Source organism: Amycolatopsis sp. NPDC039088, assembly GCF_055598845.1.
Genome location: NZ_JBVKAE010000006.1, coordinates 223,913 through 242,164, shown reverse-complemented (window position 1 = coordinate 242,164; position 18,252 = coordinate 223,913). Strand labels below are relative to the sequence as shown.

17 protein-coding genes are annotated in these 18,252 nt (G+C 69.0%); 8 read left to right on the top strand and 9 right to left on the bottom strand.

The genetic code is table 11. From position 1 onward, the window contains the following. Positions 1-244 precede the first annotated feature (244 nt). Complete coding sequence (locus ACZ7KI_RS10540) at positions 245-1,894, bottom strand: thiamine pyrophosphate-binding protein (RefSeq protein WP_470272923.1); 1,650 nt, start codon at positions 1,892-1,894, stop codon at positions 245-247. 182 nt (positions 1,895-2,076) lie between these two features. On the opposite strand from ACZ7KI_RS10540, the gene ACZ7KI_RS10535 reads away from it, so the two are divergent. Next, on the top strand, positions 2,077-3,309 hold the full coding sequence (locus ACZ7KI_RS10535) for a hydroxyacid-oxoacid transhydrogenase (RefSeq protein WP_470272861.1): 1,233 nt from the start codon (positions 2,077-2,079) through the stop codon (positions 3,307-3,309). Beyond that, positions 3,303-3,722: an acyl-CoA thioesterase gene (locus tag ACZ7KI_RS10530; protein WP_465460282.1), complete on the top strand. Its 420-nt coding sequence runs from the start codon at positions 3,303-3,305 to the stop codon at positions 3,720-3,722. The genes ACZ7KI_RS10535 and ACZ7KI_RS10530 overlap by 7 nt, the downstream gene beginning before the upstream one ends. Here ACZ7KI_RS10530 and ACZ7KI_RS10525 read toward each other — a convergent pair. The 4 genes from ACZ7KI_RS10525 to lanKC form a co-directional block, all read right to left on the bottom strand. After that, positions 3,678-5,414 carry an ABC transporter ATP-binding protein gene (locus ACZ7KI_RS10525; protein ID WP_470272860.1) on the bottom strand — a complete coding sequence of 579 codons (1,737 nt, stop codon included), beginning with the start codon at positions 5,412-5,414 and terminating at the stop codon, positions 3,678-3,680. The two genes, ACZ7KI_RS10530 and ACZ7KI_RS10525, sit on opposite strands and share 45 nt — an antisense overlap. A 160-nt stretch (positions 5,415-5,574) precedes the next feature. After that, entirely contained in the window at positions 5,575-7,251 is a 1,677-nt protein-coding gene (locus tag ACZ7KI_RS10520) for an ABC transporter ATP-binding protein (protein ID WP_470272859.1), read from the bottom strand. 162 nt (positions 7,252-7,413) lie between these two features. After that, positions 7,414-7,560, bottom strand: a complete 147-nt coding sequence (locus ACZ7KI_RS10515; protein WP_465370143.1) for a SapB/AmfS family lanthipeptide — start codon at positions 7,558-7,560, stop codon at positions 7,414-7,416. A 40-nt stretch (positions 7,561-7,600) separates the two neighbouring features. Beyond that, complete coding sequence (gene lanKC, locus ACZ7KI_RS10510) at positions 7,601-10,147, bottom strand: class III lanthionine synthetase LanKC (protein WP_470272858.1); 2,547 nt, start codon at positions 10,145-10,147, stop codon at positions 7,601-7,603. Between the two features lie 424 nt (positions 10,148-10,571). Between lanKC and ACZ7KI_RS10505 the strand changes: the two genes are divergently transcribed. After that, complete coding sequence (locus tag ACZ7KI_RS10505; RefSeq protein WP_470272857.1) at positions 10,572-10,937, top strand: hypothetical protein; 366 nt, start codon at positions 10,572-10,574, stop codon at positions 10,935-10,937. Then, positions 10,930-11,379: a hypothetical protein gene (locus ACZ7KI_RS10500; protein ID WP_470272856.1), complete on the top strand. Its 450-nt coding sequence runs from the start codon at positions 10,930-10,932 to the stop codon at positions 11,377-11,379. Before ACZ7KI_RS10505 ends, ACZ7KI_RS10500 begins: the two co-directional genes overlap by 8 nt. 81 nt (positions 11,380-11,460) lie before the next feature. On the opposite strand, the gene ACZ7KI_RS10495 is transcribed toward ACZ7KI_RS10500, so the two are convergent. The 3 genes from ACZ7KI_RS10495 to ACZ7KI_RS10485 form a co-directional block, all read right to left on the bottom strand. Then, a complete protein-coding gene (locus ACZ7KI_RS10495; RefSeq protein WP_470272855.1) occupies positions 11,461-12,447 on the bottom strand; it encodes an MCE family protein in 987 nt (328 codons plus the stop codon). Between the two features lie 127 nt (positions 12,448-12,574). Continuing rightward, positions 12,575-12,955, bottom strand: a complete 381-nt coding sequence (locus tag ACZ7KI_RS10490) for a PPOX class F420-dependent oxidoreductase (RefSeq protein WP_470272854.1) — start codon at positions 12,953-12,955, stop codon at positions 12,575-12,577. A gap of 37 nt (positions 12,956-12,992) precedes the next feature. Further along, on the bottom strand, positions 12,993-14,084 hold the full coding sequence (locus ACZ7KI_RS10485; protein ID WP_470272853.1) for an alpha/beta hydrolase family protein: 1,092 nt from the start codon (positions 14,082-14,084) through the stop codon (positions 12,993-12,995). Between the two features lie 172 nt (positions 14,085-14,256). On the opposite strand from ACZ7KI_RS10485, the gene ACZ7KI_RS10480 reads away from it, so the two are divergent. Then, positions 14,257-15,456: a sensor histidine kinase gene (locus ACZ7KI_RS10480; RefSeq protein ID WP_470272852.1), complete on the top strand. Its 1,200-nt coding sequence runs from the start codon at positions 14,257-14,259 to the stop codon at positions 15,454-15,456. Further along, positions 15,453-16,097 carry a response regulator gene (locus ACZ7KI_RS10475; protein WP_470272851.1) on the top strand — a complete coding sequence of 215 codons (645 nt, stop codon included), beginning with the start codon at positions 15,453-15,455 and terminating at the stop codon, positions 16,095-16,097. The genes ACZ7KI_RS10480 and ACZ7KI_RS10475 overlap by 4 nt, the downstream gene beginning before the upstream one ends. Here the strand turns inward: ACZ7KI_RS10475 and ACZ7KI_RS10470 are convergent. After that, on the bottom strand, positions 16,087-16,674 hold the full coding sequence (locus ACZ7KI_RS10470; RefSeq protein ID WP_470272922.1) for a GNAT family N-acetyltransferase: 588 nt from the start codon (positions 16,672-16,674) through the stop codon (positions 16,087-16,089). The genes ACZ7KI_RS10475 and ACZ7KI_RS10470 overlap by 11 nt on opposite strands. A gap of 259 nt (positions 16,675-16,933) precedes the next feature. Between ACZ7KI_RS10470 and ACZ7KI_RS10465 the strand changes: the two genes are divergently transcribed. Continuing rightward, positions 16,934-17,605, top strand: a complete 672-nt coding sequence (locus tag ACZ7KI_RS10465; protein WP_470272850.1) for a glycoside hydrolase family 11 protein — start codon at positions 16,934-16,936, stop codon at positions 17,603-17,605. A gap of 4 nt (positions 17,606-17,609) precedes the next feature. Then, complete coding sequence (locus tag ACZ7KI_RS10460) at positions 17,610-18,248, top strand: polysaccharide deacetylase family protein (protein ID WP_470272849.1); 639 nt, start codon at positions 17,610-17,612, stop codon at positions 18,246-18,248. The last annotated feature ends 4 nt before the right edge of the window (positions 18,249-18,252 follow it).

Genomic DNA, 18,252 nt, shown 5'->3' with positions numbered 1-18,252 from the left:
TTACCTACTGCGTGCCAACAACTCACCGGCGGACGGCCGCGGCCCTGCTGGCCGCTCCTGTCCACCCAGTCCTCATCGGACTCTCGGTGTTGCGGCGATTGTGCCACGGCCGACCGACAAAATCCGGCCTCCGCGACCTAAAGTCGGCCGAGTCGTCACCACATTCCTACCCCTTGGGGCAGGTGACGGCGGCCCCACAAGGGTTTCTGTGTATCACCTGAGAAAAAGTACCGCCCGGTAATCCCTACTGACCGCCCTGCTGCGGCCTCGCGGCGCCCAGCAGGCTGGTCAGCCGGATGTCCGGGGTCACCACGTCCGGATCCGTCCGGACGTCGATCACACACGGCCGTTGCCGGACCAGCGCGCTCGCGATGATCGGCTCCAGCTCCTCGCGGTCGTCCACGGTGTACCCGGCGGCGCCGAGCCCGCGCGCCCACGACGCGAAGTCGGTGGCGGCGACGGTGACCCCCGAAAGCCGTCCGTGCTTGCGTGCCTGGTGCACGGCGAGCGGACCGTGCAGCCCGTTCTGGAACACCAGGACGGTCACCGGCACCCGGTAGCGGACGGCCGTTTCGATCTCCTGCCCGGTCATCAGCGCGCCGCCGTCGCCGACCATCGCGATCACCGTCCGCCGCGGCTCGGCGAGTTTCGCCGCGATCGCCGCGGGGACCGCGTAGCCCATGGCGGCGTTACTCGGGCCGAGCTGACTGCGCGGCGCGGTGAAACACCAGTAGCGGTGCATGAACTGGGCGAAGTTGCCCGCGTCGCTGGTCACGATCGCGTCTTCGGGCGCGAGCTTGCGCACGGCGCGGATGACGTCGGCCGGATGGACGCGGGTGGCGCCGCTGGTGTCGGGCGGCGTCATGAAGGTGTGCACGGCGGCGTTCGCGGCCGACGCGCGACGCGTTCGCGGTGAGGCGACGGTGCGCAGTTCGCGAAGGAACGGCTCGACTTCGGAGTCGACCCGGAAGGTCAAGCCGCCACGCCGCGCGGGCTCGATACCGGTGCCCACCTGCACCAGCGTCTGCGAAGGCGTCGGGTAGCGGAAGGACTGGGTGGTGACCTCGTCGAGCTGCGTACCCAGCGCGAGGACGAGGTCGGCGCGTTCCAGCGCGTCGAGCTGGCGCGCCGGGATGCCGATGCCGAGGTGGCCGGCGTAGCGCGCGTGGTTCTCCGGGAAGGCGTCCTGACGGCGGAAGGCGTTGTACACCGGCAACGCGAGTTCGTCGGCGACGGCGATCAGCTCGTCCCGCGCCGCGCGGGCCCGGCCGCCGACGATCACCACCGGGTATCGGGCCTCGTCGACCAGCTGCGCGACCGCCTCGGCGGTCCGGCCGAGCGCGCCGGTGACGGGCGGCCGGACGGCGGCGACCGGTTTGGCCGAATCGAACGGGACACCCCAGAAGTCGGCGGGGACGGCGACGACGGTGGGCCCGGGACGTCCTTCGCGGCAGCGGGTCAGCGCCTCGACCAGCAGGCCGGGCACCTCGTCCGGTTCCTTCGCGCGACCGGTCCACTTGGCGATGGGCTCGAACATCGCGGTCAGGTCGGCGGTGGGCAGTTCACTCGTCGGACCGGGGCTGGACGGCGGGTTCTCCAGCAGGACGACCATCGGGCTCTCGTCCTGGTACGCCGTGGCGACCCCGATCGCGAGGTTCGCCGCGTTCGGGCCGCGGCCCGCCAGCAGCACCGCGGGTTGCTCGGTGAGCTTGCCTTCGGCCTCGGCCATGAACGCCGCGCCCGAGTCGTGCCTCGCCGAGACGAAGGTGATCGACCGTTCGCGTTGCAGCGCGTCGAGCAGATCCAGGAAAGACTCACCCGCCACCGCGTAGACGCGGTGGACCTGTGCCTCGGTCAAGATCCGCACGGCCGTGTGGGCGACGGACGCTCCCAGTTGGTATCTAATGAGAAGAGCTTAGGCGGGCGGTGATCGGTGCCGTCAAGCGATCTTTCGATTCCGGCAACCCCGGGGCGGCAGAATGTCCGAAATCGGGACGTGTTCGAGCAAGGGAGCACGAAAACGTGACCTCAGCCACCGCTGGACGTGAAACAGTTTTCACCTACGGCGCACCAGCCTTGAAGTACGGAACCGGGTCGAGTGACGAGATCGGCTACGACCTCACCCAGTACGGCGCCCGGCGGGTGCTCGTACTGACCGACGCGGCCGTCGCCGCGACGGGCTGGCCACAACGGATCGCCGAAGGCATCGAGACCTACGGCATCGAAGCGGTCGTCTTCGACGGCGTCCACGTCGAGCCGACCGACGTCAGCATGCGCAAGGCCGTCGACTTCGCCAGAGGACAGGGCGAGTGGGACGCCTTCGTCGCCGTCGGCGGCGGTTCCGCCATCGACACCGCGAAAGCGGTGAACCTCTTGACCAGCAACGACGGCGACCTGATGGACTACGTCAACGCCCCGGTCGGTGGCGGCCGCGCGCCGAGCGCGCCGCTGAAACCGCTGGTCGCGGTGCCGACCACCACCGGGACGGGCTCCGAGAGCACGACGGTGTGCGTGCTGGACGTGCTGTCACTGCGGGTGAAGAGCGGCATCAGTCATCTGCGGCTGCGGCCGAGCCTCGCGGTGGTCGATCCGCGGCTGACGGTGTCGCAGCCGCCGGAGGTCACCGCCGCGAGCGGGATGGACATTCTCTGTCACGCCGCGGAAAGCTACACGGCGAAGCCGTACACCGAATTCGACCGCAAGCGCCCGGAGGACCGGGTTCCCTACTGTGGCGCGAATCCGCTGGCCGACATGTTCGCCGAGCAGTCGCTGCGGCTGCTGTCGTGGGCCTTGCCCGCGGCCGTGCGGGACGGGTCGGACATGAAGGCACGCGAGGCGATGGCGCTCGCGGCGACGTTCGCCGGACTCGGCTTCGGCAACGCCGGCGTGCACATCCCGCACGCCAACGCCTACCCGATCGCCGGGCAGGTCCGGGAATTCCATCCTTCGGGTTATCCGGGTGACGAACCGATGGTGCCGCACGGGATGGCGGTCTCGCTGACCGCGCCCGCGGCGTTCCGGTTCACCTTCGACGCGTGCCCGGACCGGCACCTGCGGGTGGCCCGGCTGCTCGCCCCGGATTACGAATGGCCGGGCGATCTGCGGGACCATCTGCCCGCGGTGCTGCGGCAGCTCATGCGGGAGATCGGGATCCCCAACGGGATCGGCGCCGTCGGCTACTCGGAGTCCGATGTGGACTCGCTGGTTTCCGGCACGGTGAAACAACAACGACTGCTGGCGACGGCGCCACGCGAGGCCGCCGAAGCGGATCTCGCCGGGATCCTGCGGGAATCGGTGACGCTGTGGTGAACGCCGAGTACCCGCACTGGCAGACGGTTCCGTTGCGGTGGAAGGACAACGACGTCTACGGACATGTCAACAACGTCGTCCACTACTCGGTGATGGACACCGTGATCAACACACTCCTGATCGAACGCGGCGGGCTCGACATCGAGACCGGCCAGGTGATCGGGTTGTGCGTGGAGTCGCAGTGCAAGTACCACGCTTCGGTGTCGTTCCCGGGTGAACTCGAGGTCGGCCTGCGGGTCGGGCATCTCGGGCGGTCGAGTGTCCGCTACGAGGTCGGGATGTACTCGAAGGAGACGGTGATCGCCGAAGGGCACTTCGTGCACGTCTTCGTCGATCGCGAGTCCCGGCGCCCGGTTCCGGTCGACGGCCTACTCCGGGGCGCGCTGGAAGAACTGCGCACTGGGCTGGGGTAGCCGCGGTGCCCACGCGTGCATGAGCTGGGCGTAGCGCGTGGACCGGTCCATGAGTTCCAGGTGGGTACCGAGGGCGGTCTCCTTGCCGTCCATCACCAGGACCCGGTCCGCGCGCAACGCCGACGTCAGCCGGTGCGCGATCACCACCAGGATCCCGCCCCGCTCGGCGAACGCCCGTTCCGCACGGGCTTCGGCGGGCGGGTCCAGGTGCGACGTCGCCTCGTCGAGGATGACGACGCCCGCGTCGCTCGCGTAGACCCGCGCCAGCGCGATGAGCTGCGCCTCACCGGCGGACAGCGTCCCGTGCCCGATCTCGCTGTCGAGCCCGCCCAGCCGCGTGACCAGCGGCTCCGCCCCCACGGCGGTCACGGCCGCCCACAGTTCGGCGTCCATCGCCGTCTGCGCGAACAGGCCGACGTTGTCCCGCACGGACCCCGCGAAGACGTAGGCCTCCTGGGGGATCAGCGCGACCATCCGATGCCGCACCGCCGACGGCACCTCCCGGACCGGTACCCCGCCGAGCAGTACCCGCCCGGCCTGCGGTTCCAGCATCCCGGTCAGCAACCCGGCCAGTGTCGACTTGCCGATCCCGCTCGGGCCCACCACCGCGAACCGCTCCCCCGGCCGCAGATGCAGGTCGAGCCCGCGCACCACCGGCTCGGCCGCCGCACCCCAGCTGAAGGTCAGATCCCGCACGTAGATCGCGGTCCCGACGGGTTCGGCCGTACCGTCCGGCTCCGGCTCGGCTTCCGCGGTCTCCGCCAACCGCCGCAGCGCGACGATCAGCCGCAGCACCACGGTGCTCGCGGTGGACGCCAGCCCCCGCAACGCCGGCTGCATCGTCGTCGCGAGGTAGACGAGCGCGCCGAGCGCGGCACCGGCGGTGAGCACCCCGTCCTTGACCATGCCCGGCGCCACCAGCAACGCCAGCAGCAGCGGGACGAAGCCGCCGATCGCGATCACCACCGCCCGCGCCGCCCCCGACCGCGCCACCCGCACGGCCGCCTTGGCCTGTGTGTCGATGGCGTCGTAAAGCTCAAGCGCGGCAAGGGGTTCCGCACCGCAGGCGACGATGTCGCGCATCCCGGACAACGACGCGCCCGCGACCTCGGCGGTCCGCTCGTCGGCCAGTGCGAGCGCGCGCTGCCGTCTGGCCAGGGACGGCAGCAGGCAGGCGAACACGGCTACCGAGACCACCACCGGGATCGCGACGATCAGCGCGAGCGAACCGGCGATGGTGAACAACCCGGCCAACGCCGCCACCGTCGTCACGACCATCCCGCGCGCCTGCACCAGTAACCCGGCCGTGGCGTCGCGGACCACCTCGACGTGCTGGGTGATCCGGGCGACGCCGCTGGCATCCGGCTGATTCCGCGGTGGCGACGGATCGTGCAGGACCCCGCGCACCACGGTGGTCACCAGCGCGTCACGCAACGGCTCGACGACCTTGCCGAGCTGATGCCACACCAGCCTCGACCCGAACGCCCCGATCACCGCGACCAGCCCGAACACCGCGAGCCAACGCAGTCCGGTGCCTGGCCGATCCGCGGCAAACCCCTCGTCAACCGCGAGTTCGACCAGGCGACCGGACAAGAACGCGGGCGCGCTTTCCAGCACGGAGCAGGCCAGCAGCACCAGCCCGCCTCTCCACTGCCCGGCCAGCGCCGAACGGTAGAGCCCCCAGACGCTCACTGCTCGCCCTCGGTGTTCGCTGGCGAACCCGCGACCGCGATCGCGTCGCCAGGGCGCCCTTTTCGAGTCTTCACACCTCGGGCTGGCAGGGCGCCCCGCCACCGCGATAGCGGGGCCTTCGGCCGGGGCGGGTTCGCGTCGTGCTTGGCTGGGTTTTCGCTCATAGTTGCTCCGCCGACCCACCCGTGAAAACTGCCCGGTAAACCGGATCACGCCACAGCTCATCGTGGGTACCGACCGCACGGACCCTGCCGTCGTCCAGCCACACCACCGCGTCCGCCCGCGCCGCGGTGGCCGCGCGATGCGTCACCACCACCCGGGTCCGGCCGGGCAGGGTGCGTTCGATCGCCTCTTCGACGGCGGCTTCGGTGACCGTGTCGAGGCTGGCGGTGGCGTCGTCGAGGATGAGCACCCTCGGCGCGTGCGCGATCGCGCGTGCCAGCCCGATCCGCTGCGCCTCCCCGCCGGAGAGCGGTGTCTCCGAAAGCGGCGTCCGATAGCCGTTCGGCAGCCGGACGATCAGGTCGTCGACCTGCGCGGACTGGCAGGCGGCGCGCACGGCGGCTTCGCCTGCCCAGGAGCCGTACCCGACGGCGTCGCCGATGGTGGCGCCGAGCAGCGCGGGCCGTTCGAAGGCGAAACCGACGACCGCGCGGAGTTCGTACGGCCGCAGGTCCGCCAGCTGACGGCCGTCGAGCGTCACCGTCCCTTCGTCCGGGCTCAGCAGCCCGCCGAGGACGTTGACCAGCGCGGACTTCCCCGAGCCGGACCGCCCGACGACGGCGGTGAACCGGCCGCCGCGGACGACGAGGTCGACCTCCCGCAACGCGCCTTCGACGGTGACGCCGCGCAGTTCGAGCGTGCCCCGCCCGGGAACGACACCCAGCTCGCCCGGTTCGGGGACCGGCGACCGCAGCACTTCGGTGATCCGCCGCGCGCACGAGCGCGCGCGGGAAAGCGTGGTGAGCAACGGGATCTGGGTGACCATGCTCATGCCGAGCGCGACGTAACCGAGTGCGGCGAGTACCTGACCGACGCTCAGCCTCCCCTCCAGCACACCGAAACCGGCGGCGGCCAGCACGGCGATCTCCACCGCGGGCAGCAAAAGGCCGGAGCGCCACACCATTTTCGCCTGCGTGCGCCACATCCCGCGGCCCGCGAGACTCAGCTTCGGCAGCGGCCGCAACACTCGTTCGGCTTCGCGATCGGCGGTACCCGACGCGGCGATCGTGCGCAGCCCGGCGACGGCGTCGACCATCCTCGCCGCCAGCTCCCCGGAAACCTCTTGGTAGGTAAGGACGTCTTCGGCGGTGTTCTTCAGATGCGTGCGTGCGAGCATCAGCGCGAACGGGATGCTGCCTAGGAAGACGAGCGCGAGACGCCAGTCCATCAGCGCGAGGAGGACGATCGCGCCGCTGGAGATCAGGGTCGACGAGCCGAGCTGGACGACGACCGAAGCGACCAGGCCGGCACCGGTGCAGTCCCCGGTGAGCCTGCTGATCGCGTCGCCGTCGGCGAAGGTGGATCTGGTGCCGAGCGCGAGGTAGCGGTCGGTGAGCTTGCGACGCAGCCAGGCGGTCGCGAAAGCGGTCATCCGCGCGGTGAGGATGCCGCCGATGAGGCCGACGGCGATCTGGGTGACACCCAGCACGAGCAGCCACGAGACCTCGGGGAGGCTGGGCCGTCCCGCCACGACGGCATCGACCGCGGCGGCGAGCGCGCCGGGCAGGAGCAGCCCCGCGGCCGTCCCGGCGAGCGCGCTCAGGATCAGCGCGATCAGGCGGGGACGATCGAGCATGGTCACGGTGACCAGCAGGCGATCGGCGGAACCCGCCATCCCACTCCTTACTTCGAGGGCAGTGCGCTGGGACACTTCTGCTTCGCGTCCCACTCTTTGCACCGTGATCCCAACGAGATGAACCGAACGGCAAAATGAGGGGCGCGGGAGCGGCGCACTTGGCCTGTGCCGCTCCCGCGCCCTCAGCGATCACTCAGGTGATCAGTGACAGGTCAGCAGGCTGATGGTGCTGTCCGCGCAGGAGGCGAGCAGGCTCAGGTTGCTGGAGCCACCGTGGCTGCCGCCGCCGTGTCCGCCGTCGAGCACGTCGGGGGCGTCCATGGCCTGCAGGTCCAGAACGAGTTCCATGATGGTGTTCCCTTTCGTTGTTTTCCTGGTCCGCCGGTCGTCAACGACCGGCAGTTTTGGAGGACAGGAACGGCAGCAAGGCCGCCCCGTCCAGGGTCGCGGCGAGGGCGAGCAGAATGCCCGCGCCGCCGGTGACTACGTCCATCGACAGCCGCAGCAGCTGGTTGCCGGGGAACGCCAGGCCGCCCTTGTACGGCACCGCGTACCAGGCCAGCCGGGAAAGATGCAGGTCGATGGCCTCGCGGACGCGCTGGTCCGGTTCGGCGCCCATCGCGAGCGCGGTCATCAGCCCGCACCGGCCGAACAACAGGCCGGGATGGATGACGAACTCGCCACGGCAAGATTCGCGTAGCCCGGGAAGGCTCTTCAGCGCCTTCGCGTCCGGACGGTGTTTCGCCAGCTCTTCGGCGACCATGAGGATCCCGGCGCTGCCGACGCCCGCGTAGGGCAAGGTCCTGGTCTCGCCGTCACGGACCTGCAGCGAGCCGTCGTCGGATTCGACGCACTCCTCGATGTCCCGTTCCAGCGCCTGGTCGGCGAAGGACAGCCAGCCCTCTTCGCGGGTGCGCTCGAACAGCCGGATGAACAGCAGCGCAGGCCCGGACCAGCCGTTGAGCAGCCCCGACCTGGCGAAGTCGCCGGGCGGATCGGCGGTTTCGAGCGCTTCGGCGAGCCGGACGGCGGTGGCGAGTGCCTGCCTGCCGAACTCGTTGTCCTTGCGCTTCACCGCGAAGTGCAGCTGGGTCAGGCCGATTCCGGAAAGGCCGCCTTCGAGGCCGTGGTCGGCGGTCTGTTCCACCAGCGTCGCCGACGACGACAGCAGTTCGGTCGCCTCGTCGCGGTACCCGAGTTCTTCGAGGACGTAGGCGATCCCGTACGAGCCGTCGTAGAACCCCGGCCTCGCGGGCGGGTCGCGACGGACCGAGTCCAGCAGCCACTTCTCGTGCTCGGGGTAGCGGTCCCCGTTGACCGCGTTCAACGCGTAGAGGACACCGGCCGCGCCGTAGCCGAAGCACGCTCCGCCGACGCGGAACTGCTCGATGTCGCCGGGGAAGAGCCGATCGGTGCGTTCGGGGGTCGCGCTGGCGAGGATCGCTTCGGTGATCTGCTTGCGGACCAGCGTCCAGTCCGGCTGCTCCTGGTCGAGTTCGGTCTCACTCGTTCCCGGCGACGAAGCGTTCCGGGGCGCGAGCTCGGCGACGATCGAGTCGGCGTAGCCCTCCGGTACGTCGAAGCGCCGCTGGACGAAGTCCGCGAGCCCGCGCAGCTTCGCCGGGGCGAGTTCGAGGAGTGTGGTGAGCGGCAGGAAGATCCACAGCTTCAGTACCGCGAGAGCGTACTCGTCGACCTCGAAACCCTTGCGGTCCCGCGGAGCGCGGAAGCCGGGCGCGCCGAGCGCCGGACGGCTACCGCTGTCGACGTCGGCCGCCATTTCGAAGTCGATCAGGGAGACCTGGTCGTCCTCGCCGTCGACCAGGATGTTCATCGAGTGCAGGTCGCCGAACACGATCCGGCGGTCGTGCACCTCCTCGACCATCTTCTCCACGCGTTCGACCAGCGCCAACGCGCGTTCGGTGAACGCGGCGATGTCGGCGTCGGTGGTGTTCCGCCTGGTGAGCGGATAGTTGCGGGCGAGCCAGTTGCCGAGCGCGATCCCCGGCATGTATTCCATCGCCAGGAAGTGGTGCTCCCAGACGGTGAAGCGGTCGAAGGGGGTGGGGATGCCCTCGATGCCCTTGAGCCGTTCCAGCACCTCGTGCTCTCGACGGAGCCGCTCGACGGCGTCGATCTCGTCGCGGTCGAGGCCGGCGAACGGCCTGGCCTCCTTGAGGACCACCTGCTCGTCGTCGGCGCTCCGGTCGGCGAGGTACACGCCGCCGCCGTTGGAGAAGTGGAGCGGCTTCTTCACCTGGTAGGGGAACTGCGCCGGGTCGCCACCCTTGCGAGCCGCGAGGTGCGGCGCGAGGAACTCCGGAATCGTCACCCAGTCGGGTACGGAGAAGCTCGGCTCGCGTTTGTCCGGGACCAGCGTGCCGTCCGGCTTGCGGACCGCGAGGACGCGCTTGCCGTCGAGTTCGACCCATTGCTCGGCGAATCCGCCGTAACGGACGTAGAGCGGGCCGGCACCATAGCGCAGATCGCTCAGAATATACGCGCCGGGTTCTCCCTCCAGCTTCACGGACAGGTCCGCGAGAAGGCGTTCGAGCTCGTTGTTGTCAGCTGGATAAAGAGTCAGCAACTTTCCGCTGCCGTCACGCGGCGCGTATTTGGAATTCCTGGCGAGCAGGGTGTTCCTCGAACGCAGATGCTTGTACGACACATTGTGCTCGATACAATGCTCGTGCACCTTCACGAGCACCCGCTCGGCGTTGGGCAAACCTGCCGACACGTGGATTTTCCAGCCCTGCGAAGGAAGGTTTCGAGCAAGAGGGTGCAGCATCCGCCACACACCGCGCACTCCGGAGCGCCACTCGGATTCGGGAGCAGGCAACAGGGCGGCGTAATCGTCGGCGGCGTCCCCGGTTTCCCGTTGCTCATCGAAGAACAGCGGATCCGCGAAGCAATACGCTTCGTAACGGACGTCCATTCGAGCGCCCCCTCCTTGGCACCAATCGGATGGGCCAAGTGCACCATCGCGATGGGGAATATTCCACCCGCCCGGCAGCGAACGGCCAATCCGCCATATCGGGGGTTCGTATGGGCTGATCAGGGACGTGAATTCGAAACCTACCGAATAGTAGGGGTACCCAGGGTGAGATCAACTCGGTTTCCAACCACCCGGTCGGTGTGTAACAGGATGACACTTGCGTCGTAATACCTGGTCGAAGCGCTAAAACGATAATGTCCGGACAAATTGACAGAACGCCAACCGAACATGCTTCGTGATCTATTCACCCGAGGTCTGGACCACCGATCTCCCGTGGCGCCCGCCACGCGGGCGGCCGGTCGCCCGTCGGTGACAAGGCGCCCGAAGGTACGTTGTCGGCGGCGGAGTAGGTAAGGAGGCGGGCGTGATCACAGGCTTCGCGGTGACCGTCGCGATCTGCGCGACGCTGGTCGCGGCGTGGAGTTTCACGCAGTCCGTGCGAAAAAAACTGCCGGACAACCCGTTGCTCATCGCCCTCGGCGTGGTCGAACTCCTCCTGGTTGCCCAGCTCGTCATCGGCGTCGTGCTGCTGATCGGCGGCGGCCGCCCCGGCAGCATGGCCACCTACCTCGCCTATCTGATCGGCTGCCTGGTCGTGCTCCCGCTCGGGACGTTCTGGGCACTGGCGGAGCGCACGCGGTCGAGCACCGCGATCCTCGGGATCGCCTGCCTCGCCATCCCGGTGATGGTGCTCCGGCTGCACGAGGTGTGGGCGGGCGCCAGTGCCTGAAGAAACCGAGGAGAGCACGGTGGGCGAAGCGACCAAGGACGTCAGCGAGAAGGCCGGCCAGGACAAGGCCTCCGGCCCCGGCCGGATCCTGGTCGCCGTGTACGCGATCTTCGCGCTGGCGGCGACGTCACGCGCGGCCGTGCAGATCAGCACCAAATACCACGAGGCCCCGCTGGCCTACGTCCTGTCCGCGTTCGCGGCCGTCGTCTACCTCCTGGCCACCGTGGCACTCGCCCGCCGCGGCGCGAACTGGTGGCGGATCGCCCTGCTCGCCTGCGGCATCGAACTGATCGGCGTGCTGACCGTCGGCACCTTCAGTCTCTTCGACCGCGAAGCCTTCCCGCACGCCACCGTGTGGTCGGTATACGGGCAGGGCTATCTCTTCATCCCGCTGGTGCTGCCGGTGATCGGGCTGTACTGGCTGCGGCGAACGAAGCCGTAGTTCAGGGGCTCGTGAGTGATTTGGGTCGTTCTAACGACCCAAATCACTCACGACCAACTCGACCCACGCCCACCCGGAGCCTCACTTTTCGAAGCAGCCCTTCTCGTTGAGCGGCCCGAACGAGGGCAGCACGAGCCCGCACAGGTAGCCGTCGATCCACCGCCCGTTGCCCCCGACGTTGGTGAGCACCCGGATCGCCGGGGCGAACGCGGCGATCCCCTTGGCCAGCGAGTCCTGGTTGCGCTGGAGCATCGACGTCAGCCGGTCGAGTTGTTCGAGCACCGGCCCGAGTTGCCCGTCGTTGTCGGCGATGATGCCGTCGAGGGCGGTCGCGAGCCGTTTCGAGCCGTCGAGCAGATCCTTGATCGCCTGTTGCCGGGTGGAGATCGCGTGCAAGAGCGCGTTGCCGTCCTGTACCAGTCGCTGGACCTCGGCGTCGCGGTCGACGAGAGTCTGTGAGACCTGCCGAGTGTTCGCCACCAGCGTCCGGAGCTGCCGGTCGCGCGAGGCGATGGTGCCGGAGAGCTTCGAGATTCCGTCGAGCGCTGCGCGGACGTCGGCAGGCGTATCGGCGAAGGTGGCTGAAATCGTGTCGAAGCTCTTCGCGAGCTGATCGACGTCGATGGCGTCCACGGTCTTCGACAGGTCTCGAAATGCCTCGAGGACGTCGTATGGCGCGGTAGTCCGCGTCAGCGGGATCGGGTCGCCCGGATCGAGGACCGCTTCGCCTCGCGGGTCGAGTGCCAGGTACTTCTGCCCCAGTACGTTCTTGATCTGGATGGACGCGCCGGTGGCGTCGCCGAGCCAGGCGTCCTTCACCCGGAACGAGACGAGCACACGATCGCCTTCGAGGTCGATTCGGGACACCTTCCCGACCTTCACCCCGGCGACCCGGACGTCGTTGTCCGCGCGCAGGCCGCCCGCGTCGGAGAATTCGGCCGAATAGGTGGTGCCGCCGCCGATCACCGGCAGGACGTCGGCGTTGAGCGCCGCCGCCATTCCAAGGGCCATCGTGGTGAGTCCGGCGAGTGCCAGCTTGACCGGATCCGCCGAGCCGAAGGACCGCATCGTCTCACCTCGCAGGTCGCGGTCGGAAAAGCGTAAGGGCCGCTCCTGCCGATCGCCAGGCGAAACGTTGCACCGATCGGGTGGCGCTGTCTGTCCTTAATGGACGGACAGCGCCACCCGAAGGATGCTACGAATCCAGTCTCAACTCGTAGTGCAGCGTCTTGTACTTCTTCCGCCGGTGCAGGAGCGGAACCAGGAAGCCGTGCAGTAGCCGGTGCTTCTTGGCGAGGCATTCGGCCGCGTGCCGGGCCTCGGCTCCGTCGAGCAGCCGCACGTGCCCGCGCACGGCGTCTCCGGTCGGAACGCCGCGGAAGGTGGAAGGAGCGATCTCGACCCGGGGATTGTTCCGCATCCGCTTGGCCTTCCACGCCGCGTCGTAGGTGCGCAGGAACGCGTGGTCGCCTTCCACGGCGATGTTGACCGGCGTCCCGACGGCCGTCCGGTCCCGCTTGAACGTCTTCAAGAGGATCGTCTTCTGGTCGGTGAACCTGCTGAGCTGTGTCGTCATGCCCCCTGGACGAAACGGCCGCCGCGAACGTGACGGGCTAGTTCCAGAATTTGACCTCGGGGTTGCCCGCCACCGGCCCGTCCAGCAGCGGCTGACGGCCGCCGCGCAGGTTCGCGTCGAAGAACGCGGAGACATACGTCCTGGTCAGCTCCATCCCGCGCAGGCCACCGAGCAGTCCGGGCTGCGACAGGCCGAGTTGCTCACCGAGCACGCCGACGTCGGTGAAGGACGCGTGCCCGGCCGTGGCGACGCTGATCCAGCGCTTCCAGCCGGTGAGGTTCGGCCAGCTGCCCGCCCAGGTCGTGTCCGGTCCGGCGGGCGTGTACTCGCTTTCGCGGCCGAGCAGCAGGAACGGCCGGTCGATCCCGGACGCGGGGATCGGCGACCACAGCCTGCCGTCCAGGTCCACGCCGGCGCGGATCCGCTGGTCGTTCACCATCGCCGTCGGTGTGCTGTAGCCGCCGATCGAATGCCCGGCCATGCCGATGCGCGTCCGGTCGATCAGCCAGGACCACTTCGACGAACGCGTGGTCAGCGTGTCGAGGACGAAGGAGACGTCCGCGGAACGGACCGGCGGAAGCAGGGTGGAGTCGGATCCGCAGGCGGCGCATTCGGTGACGTGACCGTCGGGGAACGCGGTGCCGTGTGATTCGTAGTTATGGCCGATCAGCGCGACGACGAAGCCCTTGCTCGCCAGCTCTTCCGCCAGTCCGGTGAGCGTGGTGCGCGGCTTGCCGAAACCGGGTGACAGCACGACGAGCGCCCGTTTCCCCGGCAAGGGCGGGGCATCGACACGCGCACTGCTCCGGGTCCCGGCGACCCGCGCGGGGTCGACGTCGGGGACCCCGGATTCGGTCAGGAAGGCCTTGGCTTCGGCCAGCGTCAGATACGGCCGCGGCGGACCGACCGGCAGCAGGGCGGGGTAGAACATCGACACCATCAGCTCACGCGGCCCGGCCGGTACCCAGGGGTCCCGTCGCGAGTCGTCGACCAGATGCAGGTCGGTGGAGCCGACGGGATGCGAACCGGTCGGCGGCGGCAACTTCAGTGACGGCGTGTCCGCCGAAGCCGGGCTCGCCAACGGCACCATGGCGGCGAGGGCGATCAAGGCGACGAGAAGCCTTCTCATCAGGATTCCGTTTCTGTCGAGGACTTTGCGCTGTCCAGCCTGTGCCAGGACGCCGTGTTCGCGCATCGGCCGGAGAGCACGTCCTCCCTGCCCGTTCGTCTGTCGCAGGTCGTACCCCGATCTCTGTCTCGAGATGGATCCGCGGCGCCCGATCCGCGGTTACGCTCGGTCGGTGCTGGCCGTACTCAGAAGTCACCCGAAGGCCGTCGACCGCGGGCTGACCGTGCTCATCGGACTGTCCACTGTGGTCACCGCCGACGAACCGGAGGGCTTCGAGTGGTGGGTGGTTTCCTTGGTGGCCTTGGCTTCTTTGCTGATACGGCACCGCAATCCCGTGATCACCTTCACGGCGGGTTCGGTGGGCTCGCTCTTTCACCTCGCCATGGGCAACGATCTCCGCCCGGTCGATCTCGTGGCGTTGATCGGTCTCTTCTCCGTCGCGGCGTGGGGGTCACGACGGCTTTCCCTCGCTCTGCTGGCGGCGGGGCTGCTCGTCGCCGGCGCGTGGTCGTTCCATGCCTCGGAAGCGAACACCCGGACAGCGGAACCGACGCCGCCGCGGATCATCGTCATCGATCGGCTGGCGCCGCGGATCGATGGCGACGAAGACCAGGTCCAGGATTGGGGCGGGTTCGCGGGCCTGGGCTTGTCGCTCTCGGTGGCGTGGCTGGCCGGGATGAACACGCGGCAGCGCCGGATCCGGCTGTCGGTGCTCGAACAGCGGGCCGCCGATCTCGAACGCGAGCGGGACACCCAGGCCGCGCTGGCCGTGGCGGCCGAACGCGGGCGAATCAGCCGTGAACTGCACGACGTCGTCGCGCACGCGCTTTCGGTGGTGGTGCTGCAGGCACAGGGCGCCCAAGCGGAATTGGAGCGGCGGCCGGAGCGGACGCGGGAGGCGCTGGACGCCATCGTCGGCACCGGGCGCACCGCGTTGAGCGAGATCCGGCGGCTGCTCGGCGCGCTCGGCCAGGACGCGCCGGACTGGGAGCCGCGGCCGGGTGCGGAACGTCTGCCGCGCCTGGTCGCCGACATCCGCGCGGCGGGCACGCCGGTCGACTTCCGCGTCGAAGGGGAACCGCGGCCGCTTTCGTCCACAGTGGACCTGGCGGCTTACCGGATCGTGCAGGAAGCCTTGACGAACGTGCTGAAACACGCCGGTCCGGACGCGTCGGTGACTATCGTGCTGCGCTATGAGCCCGACACGCTGGAGATCGAGGTGACCGATGACGGCATCGCGCCGGAAGCACCACCCGGCATCGGACATGGTCTCGAAGGGATGCGGGAACGAGTGAACGTGCTGGGTGGCACCTTCGACGCGGGACCGCGTCCGGAACGCGGCTTCGCCGTCCGCGCGGCCCTGCCGTCATGACGATCCGGGTGGTCATCGCCGACGACCAGGCGCTGGTGCGCACCGGCCTGCGGATGATCCTGGACAACGCCGACGACATCGACGTCGTCGGCGAGGCGGGCGACGGCGCGGACGCCGTGCGGCTGGTGGCGGACCTCGACCCCGACGTCGTGCTCATGGACATCCGGATGCCCGAAATGGACGGCGTCGAGGCCACCGCCGCGATCGCCGCGGCCCACCGCGCGCGTGTGCTGGTGTTGACCACCTTCGACCTCGACGAGTACGTCTACGCCGCGCTCCGGGCGGGCGCCAGCGGCTTCCTGCTCAAGGACGCGCTGGCCCCGGACCTGCTTTCCGCCGTCCGCGTCGTCGCCGCCGGCGAAGCCACCCTCGCCCCCACCGTGACCCGTCGGCTGCTCGACCGCGTCGTCACCGGTCTGCCCGCGCCTCCGCCGGACGACAGGCTCGCTTTGCTCACCGGCCGCGAACGCGAGGTGTTGCAGCAGCTGGCCCGCGGCCTGTCCAACGCCGAGATCGCGGAACTGTTGTTCCTCTCGCCGGGAACGGTGAAGACCCACGTCGGCCGCATCCTCATGAAACTCGGGCTCCGCGACCGCGTCCAGGCCGTCGTCTTCGCCTACGAGGCCGGGATCACCCGCTGACCGCGGCGGGCGTTCGCCAGTGCTTGCCGCGGCGGGGCCGCCGGTGCTGGCCGCGGCGGTCGAGATCACCGAGGTCGCCCGGACGACGCAGGGCGAACTCCTCGGCCGTGATGCCCATCCGCACCAGGTACTTGATCTCGCCGCGCACCACTTCGGTGTCGCGCAGCCTGCCTTCCTCACGGAAGCCGAGGCCGCCGTGCAAGGAAAGCGACGCCAGGTTGCCGCCGTACACGCTGACCTCGCATTTGCGGAAGCCGCGCTGCTCGAACATATGGGCCAGCAGGACGGTGATGGCGTCCGTGGCGTATCCGCAGCGCTGGTGCCGAGGGGCGATCCCGATGCCGTAGCCGAACAGGCCGGTCACGGGGTCGGCGCCGATGGTGCAGACCGAGCCGACCAGCATGCGGCCGCGGACCGTCTCGATGCCGAAGTGGATGTCGTCACCGGCGGACCCCGACCGGTGCGACGCCCAATGCCGGTGCCCGCCGCCGATCAGCGGCGTCGCCTCGCGGGCCATGTCGCGGTCGAAGCCCATCAGGACCCGGCGGTCCCGGAGGCCGACCTCGCGCAGCCGCACCTTCCGCCCGACCTGCCCGGGCTCCAGAACGGAGCGGCTCACCGCGCCAGACCGCACTGGTGCTCACGAATGATCACAAGCATCCCTTGACGATATCGGTAGCCGGGACCGCGGCTCCAGAGACCGTCGTCGGGTTCCGCGGATGAGCCTGGCCACACTCTCCCGAGCTCCGAAACTTCTTCGAAAGTCTTTGACCGGCTTCCTCGGCGCCACCGACACTTTCCCCCTCGGCACACCTCGACGAAGAGGGAGCACACGGATGAGATCTCTTGGGAAATCCCGGTTCCGCCTGGTTCTGAGCGGGGCCGTCGCGGCCGCGCTGATCACGGCGTTCGTGCCCGGCACGGCCTCGGCCGACACGGTGATCACGACGAACCAGACCGGCACGAACAACGGCTATTACTACTCGTTCTGGACCGACCGGCCCGGTTCGGTCTCGATGACGCTGAGCTCCGGCGGCAGCTACCGGACCTCGTGGAGCAACACCGGCAACTTCGTGGCGGGCAAGGGCTGGAGCAACGGCGGGCGGCGCAACGTCAGCTATTACGGCAGCTTCTCCCCGTCCGGCAACGGCTACCTGACCCTTTACGGCTGGACGTCGAACCCGCTGGTGGAGTACTACATCGTCGACAACTGGGGCAGCTACCGGCCGACCGGGACCTACAAGGGCACCGTCACCAGCGACGGCGGGACGTACGACATCTACCAGACCACCAGGTACAACGCCCCGTCCGTCGAAGGCACCAAGACCTTCAACCAGTACTGGAGCGTCCGGCAGACGAGGCGGACCGGCGGCACCATCACCACCGGCAACCATTTCGACGCCTGGGCGCGGGCCGGGATGCGGCTCGGCTCCTTCAGCTACTACATGATCATGGCGACCGAGGGCTATCAGAGCAGCGGCAACTCCAATATCACCGTGAGCGGGTGACGCCGTGTTCGTCGTCGCCGCGCTGGTCGCCGCACTCACCTTCGCGCCGGGCGCCACTCCGGCCGCCTGCTCCGGATACGTCGGACTCACCTTCGACGACGGCCCGTCCAGCACCACCTCGCGACTGTTGGACGCGCTCCGGCAGAACGGCCTGCGGGCCACGATGTTCAACGTCGGGCAGAACGCCGCCTCGAATCCGGCACTGGTCCGAGCCCAGGTCAACGCGGGGATGTGGGTCGCGAACCACAGCTACACGCATCCGCATCTGACCCAGCTGAGCCAGTCGCAGATCGATTCGGAGATCTCGCGAACGCAACAGGCCATCGCCAACGCCGGCGGCGGCACGCCGAAGCTGTTCCGCCCGCCCTACGGCGAGACGAACACGACCGTGCGGTCGGTGGCGGCGCGGTACGGGCTGACCCAGATCATCTGGGACGTCGACTCGCAGGACTGGAACAACGCGAGCACCGACGCGATCGTCGCGGCGAACGCCCGCCTCACCAACGGGCAGGTCATCCTCATGCACGACTGGCCCGCCAACACCATTGCGGCGATCCCGCGGATCGCACAGGGCCTGGCCTCGCGAGGGCTGTGCGCCGGGGCGATCTCCCCGCAGACCGGACGGGCGGTGGCGCCGGGGTAAATTT